Source organism: Pseudomonas sp. B21-031, assembly GCF_024748985.1.
In the GTDB taxonomy this organism is placed as follows: domain Bacteria; phylum Pseudomonadota; class Gammaproteobacteria; order Pseudomonadales; family Pseudomonadaceae; genus Aquipseudomonas; species Aquipseudomonas kermanshahensis.
On the sequence record NZ_CP087181.1, the window covers coordinates 3,238,397 to 3,252,512 of the forward strand.

The window sequence follows — 14,116 nt, forward strand, 5'->3', positions numbered from 1 at the left end:
ATGCTTACTAAGATCGGCGCACTTATCGCTGAACTTCTCTGGACTGCCCATGAACGTCGCAAAGGATCCTGCCACTCTCGTGCCTGCCAGCACGCTGGACTTACGCCCACTGCTGCTGGCCAACATGGCCTGCACCATGTCGATGATGGCCTTCGTTGCCCTGATAGGCCCAATCGCTCGCCAGCTCGGCATGGCCACCTGGCAGGCCGGTGCCGCTGTTACCGTCGCCGGGGTGGTCTGGGTGCTGCTGGCACGCCCGTGGGGCCGCGCCGCTGACCGGCTTGGCCGCCGCCGCGTGCTGCTGCTGGGTAGCGCTGGGTTCACGGTGGCCTACTGGCTGTTGTGCGTGTTCGTCGAAGGCGCGCTGCGCTGGATGCCGGGCGCAACCCTGGCCTTTATTGGCCTCATGCTCGCACGCGGTTGCATCGGCGCCTTCTACGCCGCCATCCCAGTGGCTTGCAATGCACTGATCGCCGACCATGTCGAACCGCAGCGCCGGGCGCGCGCCATGGCCTCACTGGGCGCGGCAAACGCGGTCGGCCTGGTGCTGGGCCCGGCACTGGCCGCACTGCTCGCGCGCTACAGCCTGAGCCTACCGTTCCACCTCATGTCGCTGCTGCCGGCCACCACGTTCTTCGTGTTGCTGTTCACACTCAAGCCACAAGCGCTGGCGCACACCCATGCGCCCAGCCCGGTGCAACTGAGCGACCCGCGGCTACGCCGGCCTTTGCTGGTGGCCTTCAGTGCCATGCTCAGCGTCACGGTGTCACAGATCATTGTCGGGTTCTTCGCCCTGGACCGCTTGCAGTTGGGCCCGGCTGACGCGGCTCAGGTCGCCGGCATTGCCCTGACCACGGTCGGTGTGGCGCTGATCCTGGCCCAGGTTGTGCTGCGTCAGCTGGAATGGCCGCCGCTGAAGATGATCCGGGTGGGCGCCAGCGTGTCGGCCGTGGGCTTTGCCTGCGGTGCACTGGCGACTACCGCGCCCTGGCTGTGGGCGTGCTTCTTCGTCGCTGCGGCCGGCATGGGCTTTGTCTTCCCGGCGTTTTCGGCGCTGGCGGCCAATGCCATGCAGGCCTCGGAACAAGGCGCGACAGCGGGCTCGATCGGCGCCGCCCAGGGCATGGGTGCGGTGATCGGGCCACTGGCCGGCACCCTCGTATATGCCCTTGACCCACGCTTGCCGTTCCTGGCGGTAGCCGCGCTGTTGCTGCTGGTCGGGCTATGGCCGATGCCACGCGAACCGCGTGCCTGATAAGCACAGCGCGCAAGCGTGCAGAGTGTGTTTTAATGCGTCGCTCATTATTTTTGACACCTCTGATTACAAGGCGGCTATGGACACGGGGACGCGACTCAAACTGGTGCGTGAACGCAACAACCTCTCCCAACGGGAACTGGCCCGCCGCAGCGGGCTGACCAACTCGACGATCTCGCAGATCGAACAGAACCGCGTCAGCCCTTCGGTCAGCTCCCTGAAAAAACTGCTCGAAGGGATCCCGATGAGCTTGGCGGAGTTTTTCAGCTTCGACGAGCCGGTGCGGGAAGAGCGCTTCGTGTTCCGCGCCAGCGAGCAGCCAGACTTGGGCCGTAACGGCCTGCGCATGCTGTTGGTAGGTGCTAGTGTCGAGGCCCGTCAAATGCGCATGCTGCGTGAACTGTACGCACCGGGCGCCGATTCGGGCGAGCCGATCGTGCATGCAGAAGGCGAAGAGTGCGGCCTGGTCACCCGCGGCACCGTCGAACTGTGGGTCGATGGCCAGGTCAGCGTGCTCAATTCGGGTGATGGCTACTACATCCCCACTACCCTGCCGCACAGCTTCAAAAACATTGGCCAGGATGAGGCCGAAATCATCAGCGCCAACACCCCGGCGAACTTCTGACCGTGAACCGCCCAGGCACCGTGAACACACGGGTCGCGTATCAGCGCTTACGTGACGCAGCCCTGGGCGTCCACCCCTTGCACATCAGTGCCCAACGGGGCGAAGGGCTGGTCGATGTGCTGATCGAAGGCTGGCAGTTGACCCTGGCCGTGGATGCCGAAGGCCTTGCTCAATGCGTTCACTGCGTGGCCCCCAACGGTGATCAGGCCGGCCTTGAAGACTGGCACCGCTACGGCACCAACCCCACCGACCTGCTCAGCCTGTGGGAACGCACTCAGCTGGAAGCACACCTGGCCGGATGACGCAGCGCGTCCTCGACAAAATCCAGGCGGTCTTGCCCAAAGAACATCTCATCACCGACAAAGCAGGTCGGCGCACCAAATACACCGCGCGCAACGGCTTCCTCGGTCGCCTGCTTCAGGGCCGCCTTCACCGGCGCGTCGTTTGCCAGGGCAGTGAGTGCGGCAAGGTCAAAGCCGGCCTGTTCCAGCGTTTGCTGCAACACAGCCGCGTCACCCAGGTTGAGTCGCTCGGCCCACAGGCCGTTGAACAATGCCCGCAACAGTACCTCAAAGCGCTCTGGTGCTTGCAGCTGTGTGCCGATTACTCCGCGCATCAGCATCAGGGTATTCATCGGGAAGCCCGGGGGTAAACCGAACGGCACACCGTAGCGCGCTGCGAAGCGTGCAAGGTCGGTGAACATGTAGCGGCCCTTGGCTGGGATCATTGCCGGCGAGGCATTGCCGGTGGCCTGGAATACCCCACCCAACAGCATGGGCCGATAATGCAGCGTCGCGCCATGGCGGTCACAGATACCCGGCAGCTGGGTCCACGCCAGGTAGCTGGCGGGGCTGCCGAGGTCAAAGCAGAATTCGACGGTCTTGGTCATGGGTAGGGTCCTTGGTCGATGAGGCGGGGGCTTACCAGCGTTCCATCCAGGGGCGCAGATCCAGTTCGAATGTCCAGGCATCTCGCGGTTGGGCGTGGAGGAACCAGTAGCTGTCGGCAATATGGGCCGGGTCGAGGATGCCATCCTGGTCCTTGAGGGCGTAGCGCTCAGGGAAACTGTCGCGGATGAACGCGGTATCGATTGCCCCATCCACCACTACATGGGCGACATGGATATTGCGCGGCCCCAGCTCACGCGCCATGCTCTGGGCCAATGCCCGCAGGCCATGCTTGGCACCGGCGAATGCGGCAAAGCCCGCAGCGCCGCGGGTACCTGCAGTAGCGCCTGTGAACAGAATCGTGCCGCGCTCACGCACCACCATGCGCCGTGCGACCGCCTGCGCCGTCAGAAACCCGGCAAAACAGGCCATCTCCCAAATCTTGAAGTACTTGCGCGGCGTTTCATCAAGAATGCTGCAAGGCACATTGGCGCCGATATTGAAGACAAACGCCTCGATTGGGCCGATATCGCGCTCGATGGTTTCAACCAGCGCGGCCACCTCTTCCTCCTTACGCGCATCGGAGCCAAAGCCATGGGCCTGGCCGCCTTCGGCGTGGATCTCGTCCAGCAGCGGTTGCAGCTTGTCCGCCTGACGGCGAGTGACGCAGGCCATGTAGCCCTCCCGCGCGAAGCGCTTGGCGATCTCGCCCCCCGTGGCATCCCCTGCGCCGATCACCAGCACTACTTTCTGTGGTTGAGTCATGTGCGCCCCTTTGGTGAATGATCGTTTAGTAAACGAACGCTATGTTATGATCGCCCCTATCGTCAAGCCAAGCGCACAGAGGCAATTGAATGCGCTATACCAGCGACCACAAGCAACAAACCCGCGAAAAGCTGCTGGCCACCAGCGGTGCACTGGCCAAACGCGGCGGTTTCACCAGCACTGGCGTAGCCGGGCTGATGAAAGCCATCGGGCTGACCGGCGGTGCCTTTTACAATCACTTCCCTTCCAAAGATGATCTGTTCACCGAAGTCGTTCGCCTGGAGTTGTGCAACAGCCCGCTGGCGCGCCTGGCCAACCAAGGTGCCAGCCGCGAGCGCCTTGGCCGTTGTCTGCAGCAATACTTGAGCCTGGCCCACCTGCACAATGCCGAAGGGGGCTGCCCCTTGCCGCCGCTTGGGGTGGAAATCGCCCGGGCAGATCACCCGGTGCGCGAGGTGGCCGAACATTGGCTGGTCGAGCTGCATAAGGCCTGGAGCACAACACTGGAGGATGAACAGCTGGCCTGGGTGTTGATCAGCCAATGCGTCGGTGCGCTGCTGATCGGGCGCATGCTTGCCAGCGAAGCCGTGCAGTCCGAAGTGCTCGATGCCAGCCGCAGCTTCGTCGAAAAGGCCTTGAATGAAAGCCGTTAACCTGTTGCTTGGCCTGTTTTTGAGCGTGCCCGTGTTTGCTGAAGAGGCCTGCCCTCCAGGGCAATACCAGGTCTGCCTGATGGGCTGTTTCTGTGCGCCAGTCGACCCAGGCCAGGCTGGGCAGATCCTCAAAGACGTCGAAGCCATGGCCTCAACCAGCCTGGCCTACGCGTTGCGCCAGGCCCGCGACGAAGCCAGCGCCAGCGGCAGTGAGCCGATCCCGCTGCACATCCGCGCCCAGCTCGAACCCTGGTATGACTTTGCCGTGCTCGATGCCGCGCGCTTCAGGGTTGGCGATGAACAGCAGATGAGCGCAGCCAACGCGATGCTGCAAAACCCCGATGTGAATGCCGTGACACTGATCGACACAATCATCTTCCGCCATGCCAGCGATGCTGAAGACAATGTGGCGCTGTGGGCGCACGAGCTCAAGCACGTGCAGCAGTACCAGGCATTAGGCGTCGATGAGTTCGCCCGGCGCTACACGCGTGACTTCAATGAGTTGGAAGGCCCGGCCTACAAGATAGAGGCGGAGGTTGCCAAGGTATTAAGAGCGCGCAGCTCCGGCCAGGCCAGGTGATGCAATAAAGTACCTCAAGAACAGCACATAACTACCTGAATTATTAGGTATTTTTTGGAGATCACAAGGCCTGAGCCTGCGCAATTACCTGGGGGAGCGGCGGTGCGGCGGTCCGACTTGCCCGCGAAGAGGCCGGAACAAGCACCACAAAACAGTTGCTCTCACACAGTCAGCTGTACGTCCACCTATACCCTTGTCTATCAGGACGACACAGGGGCCTTCTCACCCACATCCTCACGGCTGGCATAACGCTGCGCCAGCACCGCGCACACCATCAGCTGGATCTGATGGAACAGCATCAGCGGCAAAATCATCGCGCCAATGCCACTGCCCACGAACAGCACCTGAGCCATCGGCACGCCGGTCGCCAGGCTCTTCTTCGAACCGGCGAACAGAATGGTGATGCGGTCTTCAAGGTCAAAGCCCAGCACCTTGCCAAGGAAACGGGTGCCATACAGCACCACCGCCAACAAAATCCCGCAGACCACGAACAGCCCCGCCAGGTGCTGTGGCGAAACCGTGTGCCACAGGCCCGTCACCACCGCTTCACTGAACGCGGTGTACACCACCAACAGGATCGACCCCTGGTCCACGACCTTGAGCCAGCGCGCGTTGCGCTTGACCCATGCACCAATCCAGCGGCGGGCGATCTGCCCAGCCACGAAGGGCACCAGTAGCTGCAGGGTGATTTTCAGTACGGCATCCAACCCCGACCCGGTGTCACCGCTGGCGCCCAGCAACATCATCACCAGCAGTGGCGTGAGGAAGATGCCCAGCAGGCTCGAAGCGGCAGCGCTGCAAATGGCGGCCGGCACGTTGCCGCGGGCCAGGGAGGTGAATGCGATGGCTGACTGCACAGTGGCCGGCAACGCACACAGGTACAGCACGCCCAAGTACAGCTCATTGCCAACCAGCGGCACGAACAGCGGCTTGAACGCCAAACCCAGCAAGGGGAACAGTACAAAGGTGCAGGAGAATACCAACGCATGAAGGCGCCAGTGCCCGGCCCCGGCGATGATCGCTTCGCGCGACAACTTAGCGCCGTGCAGGAAGAACAGCAGGCCGATGGCCAGGTTGGTCAACCAGCCAAAATACACTGCGCCGTCACCCGAGCAGGGCAGCACGGTGGCGATCAGCACCACCCCGAGCAGCGCCAGGGTGAAATTGTCGAATAACATCCGCAAATACTTCATCACAGGTTCCGTCTTGTCATTGTGCAAGGGCAGACGATAAGGTCTGCGACTTTTCTTTGCTAACGCCGGAACCCCCACAGGTGTCGATGAACGGACACAACCCCACAAAGGACCTGCCCATGTTGCTCCCTCGCCTGGCCGCACTGACTGCTGCCATCACATTCGCCATGGGACACGCAACCGCTCAGGCTGACGACACGCTGCAAGCACGCGTCGACCCCCTCATTCGCACACTGATGCAGGAGCAAGGCATCGCCGGCATGGCCGTGGCGGTGTACGCCCACGGCCAGGCGCACTATTTCAACTATGGCGTGGCCAGCAAGTCCGAGGGTACGCCGGTAACCCAAGACACCCTGTTCGAGGTCGGCTCGTTGAGCAAGACCTACACGGCTACCCTCGCCGCCCTGGCCAGCGCCGAAGGCAAACTGGACCTTGAGGCCCCGGCAAAACGCTATCAGCCCGCACTTGCCGGGGTGCCACTGGGGGACGCCAGCGTGCTGGAACTGGGGGCTTACAGCGCCGATTGCCTACCGCTGCAGTTCCCCGATGAAGTGCAGACGCCGCAACAGGTCGTGGACTTCTTGCGTCACTGGAAGCCTCGCGCCGCGCCAGGTACCCAGCGCTGCTATTCCAACCCGAGCCTAGGCCTGTTCGGCGATTTGGCGGCACGCGCACAGCAGCGCCCCTTCGCGGAGTTGATGAGCCAGGGCCTGCTGGTGCAACTGGGCCTGAAACACACCTACCTGCAAGTGCCCGCCAGCGCCCAAGGGCTTTATGCCCAAGGCTACGACGCACAAGACCGCCCGGTACGCGTCAGCCCAGGCCCTTATGCCGATGAAGCCTATGGCATCAAGACCAGCGCCAGCGACATGCTGCGCTACGTGCGCCTGCAGATGCAGCCAGACGGCCTGCCCGCAGCACTGCAAAACGCCATCGCGATCACCCATAAGGGCTACTTCCAGGTCGGCGCCATGACCCAAGGCCTTGGCTGGGAGCATTACCCTTATCCGGTTGCGCTAGGCACCCTGATCGATGGCAACAGCCCTCGCCTGATCCGTGAGCCTCAGGCCACCACCCACCTCGTCCCTGCCAGCCCAGCCCTGCGTGAGGCCTGGTACAACAAGACCGGCGCAACCAGTGGTTTTGGCGCGTACGCCGCTTTTATTCCTGCCAAAAACATGGCCGTGGTGTTGCTGGCCAATCGTAATTATCCCAACGAAGCCCGCGTGCGTACGGCCTTCCAGATTGTCGAGGGGCTGTGAAGGTAACGGCCGGTTTTTCGGCGGCCAGCGCTTGGATTGTCGAACAAAATGACAAAAATGTAGTGCTTAAAAATATTCACTACAAAACTGTTGACGCCGTTCATCGCGCTTGGGCATGATTGAGTCGTCTCCCCGATCGGGAGCGGTGGCAAGGGTGTTCCAGACGGCCTGCGCGGTAACGCAGGCCGTCCGTGGAGAGGGAACTGTCCAAAAGGCAGCGTGTGAAAGCCCCTGTTGCGATGCTGCTGTAGCAGCCTTGGTAGTGCGCTACACCGTGGTAGCGCCAACTGTGAAAATCACCTACGAATGGGTAATGGGGGCTTTATGATGAACTTGAACAACAATCCCACAATCGACCAATTGGCCCAGCTGTTCGCCGTGCGCAAGGACAGCCTCGACGACCATCTGCTGTGGGTCAGCCAAACCGGTGAAGTGCGTCTCGACCGCCTGCCACCGAACACCATCGAAGCTGAATTCGAAGAGCACCTGCCCAGCATGCGTGCACGCTTCAAGGTCTACCGCCGTGGCCAAGGCTACGTCGGCAAGAAGGCCGCTGCCGATACCGAGTTCGTTGGCCGCGTACTGCAGACCCTGCAACAAGAATGGCCCGCCGCCCGTGAGCGGCAGGCAGTCAAGGTGATCGAACCGCTCAACTGAGTGGCTAACCGCACCCTCAAGCCCGGCCCCAAAAGGCCGGGCTTTTTCATGCCCGCCTGCGCGGTTGCGCCATGGCTGGCAGCGGCAAAGCGCCAGTGGCCAGCGCCCGAGCCCGCTCGACGCCCCAAACCAGCGCACGGGTCATGGTCTCGCCAGGGCGCGAGGGGTAATACTCTTCCAGCACTGCCCGGCCATTGCCGGCGTACACCCCGAGGAACAACTGGGTGGCGCCAAGGCGCGATAACCGCACCTGCACATCCAGCGTGGTGCCGTCACTGAGTGCTTCATCGTGGCTGCGGCTGTGCAGTTGAGCGTCGGCCCACTGCCAATAGGTCTCTTCCCTGACTCGCATGAGCGTTCAATCTCCGTTTGCTGAAATGCCGCGCCAGAAAACCACATCTTCGCAAGCCCTGCGAGCGCAACCCAGCGATGCCATGAGCAGCGTCAACGAATGGCAATAAAAACCCCGCCGTTTGGCGGGGTTGCTGGAGCGGGATCACTTTTTCAGCGGAACCCGCGGCATGAAGCGGCCCTTCTTGGTGCGCTGCAGATGTGCAGGCTGAAGCTGTTCCGAATCATCCAGCGTCATGTTGGCGAAGCCCAGACGGAATGCCGACTGGCCGCAACGCACCTGGCTGTTGATCGGGAATGCGTCGTTCAGGTCTTCAAAAAAGGATTCGCTCATGCCCAGTCTCCCTCCAGTGGTGGTCGCGCCGGCAAGCAGATGGATTGCCTAGGTGAACGCGGCCGGTAAAAGTGAGACTAGCTGGTCATTTGCAGACTGCCTGGCCAAACGCTTTACGCCCGACCAGTGGCACATGGCCTTACTTCAGGCGGACTGCCGTGCCGGTGGCGAACACCACAACCATGCCACCCTGCACCGATGGCATGCTGATTTCGAAATCCACACCGACTACGGCATCAGCATTCAACTGCCGTGCGTGCGCTTTCAACTCTTCGGTAGCCTGTTCGCGGGCCTCGCGCAGTGCGCTCTCCAGGGTTTGTGAGCGGCCACCGAAGAAGTCGCGGAACCGCGCGAAGAAATCCCGCACAAAATTGATGCCCTGCACGGACTCAGAACTGACGACGCCCAAGTAGTCGGCAATCGGACGGCCTTCGAGCTGGCTGGTGGTGGAGATGATCATGAAAGTGCTCCGTTGGCCTGGCGAAAAGCGCCAATTCTAACAGAGCACTGGCAGCCCGGCGTCAGGAGACGCTGGCCGCACGTAGCCGCTGGCCGATCTTCGCGCCAAACACATTCACCAGCAGCCCGACCATCACCAGCAGCGCGCCCCACCCCTGCAACACAGTCAGGCGTTCCCCTAGCAACCAGGCCGAGGAGCTCAAGCCAATCACGGGGACCAACAGCGAGAAGGGCGCGACCTTGCCCGCCGGGTGGCGCGACAACAGCTTGCTCCACAGGCTGTAGCCGAGCATGGTGGCGACGAATGCCAGGTACGCTAACGCCAGTACCGAGTTCCAACCGATGTTGGCCAAGGCGTGGCCGATGCGCTCAGGCCCTTCCAGCCACCACGACAAAGCCAAGAATGGCAACGGTGGAATCAGCCCGCCCCAGATCACCAGCGCCACCAGGTCGACCGACCCGAAACGCCGCGTGATGATGTTGCCCACGCCCCACATGGCGCCCGCGCACAGGGTCAGCAACAGCGCAAGCATCGGCACATGGCCGCCGTCTTCACTGCCAATCAACGCCAACCCGCTGGCCGCCACCAGCAGCCCCAGCAGGCTGGCAAGGCGCAACCGCTCACCCAGGAACAACGCAGCGAAACCCAAAGTGAAAAATGCCTGGGATTGCAGGATCAACGACGCCAACCCCGGCGGCATACCGCTGTACATGGCCTGGAACAAGAAGGCGAACTGCCCCAAGGAGATCGTCGCGCCATAAGCGATCAGCCAGCGCCAGGGCAGCTTGGGCCGCTTCACCAGCAACACCGCCGGGAAGGCCACCAACAAGAAGCGCAACGCCCCCAGCAGCATCGGCGGCAGCCCATCCAGGCCGACCTTGATGACCACGAAGTTGACTCCCCACGCAACAATCACCACCAGGGCGATCAGCAGGTCCTTGAGCGGCATTGCGACATCCTTCTTCCGGCTTTCTAGACATATTTCGTTACAGCATAAGGCTATTCCTTTTCCAGGGACCAGCACAGTTAGGGCAAAGGGTTGCGCAACAGTGTCACTGTTACAGTCTTTATACGCCGTGGCATTCAACCATCAGTCGCGGTAACCCGGCGCCACCCGCTCCAGCATCCGCAGCAGCGCGCCCCACGCCAGCTCCACTGCATCCGGGTCCGACAGTTCGCCTTGCTTTAAGCCCTTCAGTGGCGCATTGAACTGCTGCTCGGTACGCTCACACACGGCGGCCGGCGGCAGTAGCAATTGCCCGGCACTCTGCGCCGCCAACTGGATCTCGCAGGCTTTTTCCAGGTAGTACATACGCAGGAAGGCTTCGGCCACAGAACGCCCGGTGGTCAGCAACCCATGGTTACGCAAGATCATCACCGGCCGGTCACCCAGATCGGCTACCAAGCGCTGTTGCTCATCCAGGTCCAGGGCGATGCCTTCATAATCGTGGTAGGCAACTTTGCCATGAAACTCCATGGACATCTGGTTGACCGGTAGCAGGCCACATTCCAGTGCCGCCACCGCACACCCGGCCCGGGTGTGGGTGTGCAGCACGCAGTGGGCGTCTTCGCGAGCCGCATGAATAGCACTGTGAATGACAAACCCGGCCGGGTTGACCGGGTGTGGCGTCGCCTCGACTGGCTGCCCATGCAAGTCGATCTTCACCAGGCTGGACGCTGTGATCTCGTCGAACAGCAAGCCGTAGGGGTTGATCAGAAAGTGGTGCTCCGGCCCAGGCACGCGCAGCGAGATGTGCGTGAAGATCAGGTCGCTCATGCGAAAGTGAGCGACCAGGCGGTAGCAGGCCGCCAGCTCCTGACGCAGGGTCTGTTCGGTAAGGGTCATTTCTCGTTCGTCCTGTTAGAAAGGCAGCTGTGAACACTAGGCTATTTGGTAGCCCAAGCATTGAATCGCTGCTCCAGCTCTTCGCCATGGTCGACCCAGAACTCCACGTTCATCGCCAGCGCCCCCTGCAGGTTCTGTGGCGAGGTTGGCACCCAGCCGGCCAGCGCCGGGGCGAGCCTGGCCGCTGCCTGAGTATTGGTCGGCCCATAGGGGATCTGTTCGACGTAACGCACCTGGGTATCGGGCTGGTTGGCATAGGCGATCAGCCGCTTGGCCTGGTCGACATGCCGCGAGCCCTTGATGATCGCCCAATAGTCCATGCCATACAGGCTGCCCGGCCAGACCAGTGCCAGCGGGCTGCCCTGCTGCGCTGCCACCGCGATGCGGCCACTGTAGGTAGACGTCATCACCACATCACCGGCGGTCAGCCACTGGGCCGGCTGGGCACCCGCGTCCCACCACTGGATATAGGGCTTGAGCTCAGTGAGTTTGGCAAACGCGCGGTCAACCCCGGCTGGCGTTGACAGCACCGTGTACACGTCCTCGACCTTGACCCCATCAGCCAGCAAGGCGAACTCCAGGTTGTACACCGCACGCTTGCGCAGGCCACGTTTGCCTGGGTACTTGCTGACGTCCCAGAAGTCAGCCCATGAAGACGGTGCCTGCGCCAGCTTGTTGCGGTCGTAGGCAATCGCCACGCTCCACACCAGTGCGGCAGAACCGCAATCCTGCGCGGCATCCGGAATCAGCTCGGCGGCATGGCCCAGGCGCTGCCAGTCCAGCCGCTCATAGATGCCCTCCTCACAGCCGCGCATCAGGTCGGGCCCCTCGATCTGCACCACGTCCCAATCGACGTTGCCAGTATCGGCCATGACCTGAATGCGGGCCATTTCGCCGTTGTATTCGCTCTGGATCAACCTGCTGCCGTCCTGGGCACTGAAAGGCTTGAAGATCGCCTCGTCCTGGGCTTTCTGACCAGCGCCGCCATAGCCGACCACGACCATCTGCGGCGCAGCGTGCGCACTGCCCAAGCCAAGGGCCAGAAGCGCTGCGCAAAGGTAGGTTCTGCGAGGGAATGCATGCATCGAGGTTTCCTCCTGCCGGTGCCCAAGGGCCCGATTTCTTGTTGTTGTGAGGTCACGCCCTCACCAGTGAGGGTGAAGAAAACCTAGCCGTGCCTCAGTAAAAAAACAAGTTGATTTTTTACTAGGGGTACACTTTTATAAACAAAACAAGAACAACACCGCACCGGAGCCGCCCGTATGCAAACCGCCTTTCCCCACCTGTTCGAAGCCTTGCAGATTCGCGGCAAGCGGCTGAAGAACCGCATCATGTCCACCGGCCACGACACGTGCCTGCCCACCGATAACCTGGTCAACGACAAGCTGATCGCTTACCAGCGTGACCGCGCCGCCGGTGGGGTTGGCCTGATCGTGCTGCAGGTGGCCGGTGTGCATGACAGCGCCCGCTACACCTCCCACGTGCTGATGGCCACCGACGATGCCTGCATCGAGGGCTACCGGCGCCTGGCCGAGGCCTGCCATGAACACGGCACCGTGGTGCTGTCGCAGCTGTTTCACCCGGGGCGGGAGATCATGGAATCTGCCGACGGCTTGCTGGCAGTGGCCTATTCGGCCTCGTCGGTGCCCAACGAGCGCTTCCGGGTGATGCCGCGCGCGCTGGACCAGCCGATGATCGATGAAATCATCCAGGGCTATGCCAGCGCCGCTCGCCGCCTGCACCAGGCGGGGCTGGATGGCGTCGAAGTGGTCGCCAGCCATGGTTACCTGCCTGCGCAGTTTCTCAATCCGCGGGTCAACCAGCGCACCGATGGTTACAACGGCGGCCTGGAGCAGCGCCTGAGGTTTCTGCGCGAAGTGTTGGCGGCGGTGCGGGCGGCCACCGACGAACACTTTATCGTCGGCCTGCGCATCAGCGCCGACGAGCGTGACAGTGAAGGCCTAAGCGAAGACGAGTCGCTGGCGGCCGCCGAAGCGTTGCAAGGCCAACTCGACTACCTGCACATCGTCGCCGGCACCTCGGCGTCCCTGGGGGGCGCGGTGCATATCGTCCCGCCCATGGCCATCGAGCCAGCCTACCTGGCGCGCGAAGCCGGCACGTTCAAGCAGCGCCTGGCCATTCCGCTGTTTGTCACCGGGCGCATCAACCAACCCCAGGAGGCCGAGCTGATCCTGGCACGCGGCCAAGCCGACGTGTGTGGCATGACCCGCGCATTGATCTGCGACCCGCTAATGCCGACCAAGACCGAGCATGGCCGGGTTGAGGATGTGCGCGCCTGCATTGCCTGTAACCAAGCGTGCATCGGGCATTTTCACCGCGGCCTGGCAATTTCCTGCATTCAGCGGCCAGAAACCGGCCGCGAACTGCAGTACGGCCAGATGACGCCCACCCCGGCCCCCAAGCGCATCCTGGTTGCGGGCGGCGGCCCCGCAGGCATGAAGGCGGCCGCCGTCGCCGCCGCGCGCGGCCACCACGTCACCCTGTATGAGGCCGGCCCGCAACTGGGTGGCCAGGTGCTGCTGGCGCAACTGCTACCCCGGCGCAGCGAGTTTGGCGGCGCCAGCACCAACCTGCAGCGGGAAATGGCCCTGGCTGGCGTGGAGGTGGTGCGCAACACACGGGTAGACCGCGCACTGGTCGAGCGCGAGCGGCCTGACCTGGTGATTGCCGCCACCGGCGCCACGCCCTACTGGCCGGCATTCGAGCGCGCCGGCGAACTGCAGGTAGTGGATGCCTGGCAAATCCTGCGCAACGAGGCCAGCCCAGGGCGCTCGGTCCTGGTCATCGACTGGCGTTGCGACTGGATCGGCCCGGGTATTGCCGAGCGCCTGACGCGCGAGGGGCATCAAGTGCAATTGGCGGTGAACGGCACCCATTGCGGCGAGAACCTGCCGCTGTACGTGCGCGATCTACTGGCTGGCGAGCTGCACCGCCTGGGTATTCCCATCACGCCCTACGCCCGCCTGTATGGCTGCGATGACAACAGCGTGTACCTGCAGCACACGGCCAGCGGCGAACCGATGATCTTCGAAGGCATCGACACCTTGGTGCTGTGCCTGGGCCACCAGCCAAACGACACCTTGGCGGCGGAGCTGGCCGGCCTGGTCGAAGTTCGGCGCATCGGCGACTGCCTGGCACCGCGTACCGCCGAGGAGGCGATTCACGATGGCCTGACGGTTGCCTGGGCGCTCTGAGGCTGTACATACTGCCGTTTTCCGACGGACCGA

At 62.7% G+C, this 14,116-nt stretch carries 17 protein-coding genes; 8 read left to right on the forward strand and 9 right to left on the reverse strand.

Translation table 11 applies throughout. The features are described 5' to 3' along the window. Positions 1 to 49 precede the first annotated feature (49 nt). The 3 genes from LOY53_RS14155 (at position 50) to LOY53_RS14165 (ending at position 2,182) form a co-directional block, all read left to right on the forward strand. The gene (locus tag LOY53_RS14155; RefSeq protein ID WP_099453945.1) at positions 50 to 1,255 is read left to right on the forward strand and encodes an MFS transporter; all 1,206 of its coding nucleotides are present in this window, start codon (positions 50 to 52) and stop codon (positions 1,253 to 1,255) included. Positions 1,256 to 1,334: 79 nt separating this feature from the next. Beyond that, on the forward strand, positions 1,335 to 1,880 hold the full coding sequence (locus tag LOY53_RS14160) for a cupin domain-containing protein (protein ID WP_027594799.1): 546 nt from the start codon (positions 1,335 to 1,337) through the stop codon (positions 1,878 to 1,880). A 2-nt stretch (positions 1,881 to 1,882) separates the two neighbouring features. Next, a complete protein-coding gene (locus tag LOY53_RS14165; protein WP_258702817.1) occupies positions 1,883 to 2,182 on the forward strand; it encodes a hypothetical protein in 300 nt (99 codons plus the stop codon). Here LOY53_RS14165 and LOY53_RS14170 read toward each other — a convergent pair. Continuing rightward, on the reverse strand, positions 2,155 to 2,769 hold the full coding sequence (locus LOY53_RS14170; RefSeq protein ID WP_258702818.1) for a 2-hydroxychromene-2-carboxylate isomerase: 615 nt from the start codon (positions 2,767 to 2,769) through the stop codon (positions 2,155 to 2,157). The genes LOY53_RS14165 and LOY53_RS14170 overlap by 28 nt on opposite strands. A gap of 31 nt (positions 2,770 to 2,800) precedes the next feature. Then, positions 2,801 to 3,532, reverse strand: coding sequence for an SDR family oxidoreductase (locus tag LOY53_RS14175; protein ID WP_258702819.1), 732 nt, complete (start codon positions 3,530 to 3,532; stop codon positions 2,801 to 2,803). 89 nt (positions 3,533 to 3,621) lie between these two features. Here LOY53_RS14175 and LOY53_RS14180 point away from each other — a divergent pair, with 89 nt between their 5' ends. Together LOY53_RS14180 and LOY53_RS14185 are read left to right on the forward strand one after the other, a co-directional pair. After that, positions 3,622 to 4,185 carry a TetR/AcrR family transcriptional regulator gene (locus tag LOY53_RS14180; RefSeq protein WP_252824424.1) on the forward strand — a complete coding sequence of 188 codons (564 nt, stop codon included), beginning with the start codon at positions 3,622 to 3,624 and terminating at the stop codon, positions 4,183 to 4,185. Then, on the forward strand, positions 4,172 to 4,765 hold the full coding sequence (locus LOY53_RS14185) for a DUF4157 domain-containing protein (protein WP_252824425.1): 594 nt from the start codon (positions 4,172 to 4,174) through the stop codon (positions 4,763 to 4,765). The genes LOY53_RS14180 and LOY53_RS14185 overlap by 14 nt, the downstream gene beginning before the upstream one ends. 200 nt (positions 4,766 to 4,965) lie before the next feature. On the opposite strand, the gene LOY53_RS14190 is transcribed toward LOY53_RS14185, so the two are convergent. Beyond that, complete coding sequence (locus tag LOY53_RS14190; protein WP_099429524.1) at positions 4,966 to 5,958, reverse strand: bile acid:sodium symporter family protein; 993 nt, start codon at positions 5,956 to 5,958, stop codon at positions 4,966 to 4,968. Between the two features lie 119 nt (positions 5,959 to 6,077). Between LOY53_RS14190 and ampC the strand changes: the two genes are divergently transcribed. Both ampC and LOY53_RS14200 read left to right on the forward strand, forming a co-directional pair. Then, the gene (gene ampC / locus LOY53_RS14195; protein WP_258702820.1) at positions 6,078 to 7,220 is read left to right on the forward strand and encodes a class C beta-lactamase; all 1,143 of its coding nucleotides are present in this window, start codon (positions 6,078 to 6,080) and stop codon (positions 7,218 to 7,220) included. A 324-nt stretch (positions 7,221 to 7,544) separates the two neighbouring features. Further along, positions 7,545 to 7,877 carry a hypothetical protein gene (locus tag LOY53_RS14200; protein WP_027594791.1) on the forward strand — a complete coding sequence of 111 codons (333 nt, stop codon included), beginning with the start codon at positions 7,545 to 7,547 and terminating at the stop codon, positions 7,875 to 7,877. A gap of 46 nt (positions 7,878 to 7,923) precedes the next feature. Here LOY53_RS14200 and LOY53_RS14205 read toward each other — a convergent pair whose 3' ends face one another. The 6 genes from LOY53_RS14205 to LOY53_RS14230 form a co-directional block, all read right to left on the reverse strand. Next, on the reverse strand, positions 7,924 to 8,229 hold the full coding sequence (locus tag LOY53_RS14205) for a hypothetical protein (RefSeq protein ID WP_027594790.1): 306 nt from the start codon (positions 8,227 to 8,229) through the stop codon (positions 7,924 to 7,926). Positions 8,230 to 8,373: 144 nt separating this feature from the next. Next, positions 8,374 to 8,562 carry a hypothetical protein gene (locus LOY53_RS14210; protein WP_027594789.1) on the reverse strand — a complete coding sequence of 63 codons (189 nt, stop codon included), beginning with the start codon at positions 8,560 to 8,562 and terminating at the stop codon, positions 8,374 to 8,376. A gap of 139 nt (positions 8,563 to 8,701) precedes the next feature. Next, entirely contained in the window at positions 8,702 to 9,022 is a 321-nt protein-coding gene (locus LOY53_RS14215; RefSeq protein WP_258702821.1) for a YbjQ family protein, read from the reverse strand. 61 nt (positions 9,023 to 9,083) lie between these two features. Continuing rightward, positions 9,084 to 9,971: an EamA family transporter gene (locus LOY53_RS14220; protein ID WP_252824427.1), complete on the reverse strand. Its 888-nt coding sequence runs from the start codon at positions 9,969 to 9,971 to the stop codon at positions 9,084 to 9,086. Positions 9,972 to 10,112: 141 nt separating this feature from the next. Beyond that, positions 10,113 to 10,868, reverse strand: coding sequence for a class II aldolase/adducin family protein (locus LOY53_RS14225; RefSeq protein ID WP_252824428.1), 756 nt, complete (start codon positions 10,866 to 10,868; stop codon positions 10,113 to 10,115). 41 nt (positions 10,869 to 10,909) lie between these two features. Then, complete coding sequence (locus LOY53_RS14230) at positions 10,910 to 11,953, reverse strand: ABC transporter substrate-binding protein (protein WP_252824430.1); 1,044 nt, start codon at positions 11,951 to 11,953, stop codon at positions 10,910 to 10,912. Between the two features lie 177 nt (positions 11,954 to 12,130). Between LOY53_RS14230 and LOY53_RS14235 the strand changes: the two genes are divergently transcribed. Continuing rightward, positions 12,131 to 14,083 (forward strand): FAD-dependent oxidoreductase, encoded by a 1,953-nt coding sequence (locus tag LOY53_RS14235; RefSeq protein ID WP_258702822.1) that lies wholly within the window; start codon positions 12,131 to 12,133, stop codon positions 14,081 to 14,083. Positions 14,084 to 14,116: the final 33 nt, after the last annotated feature.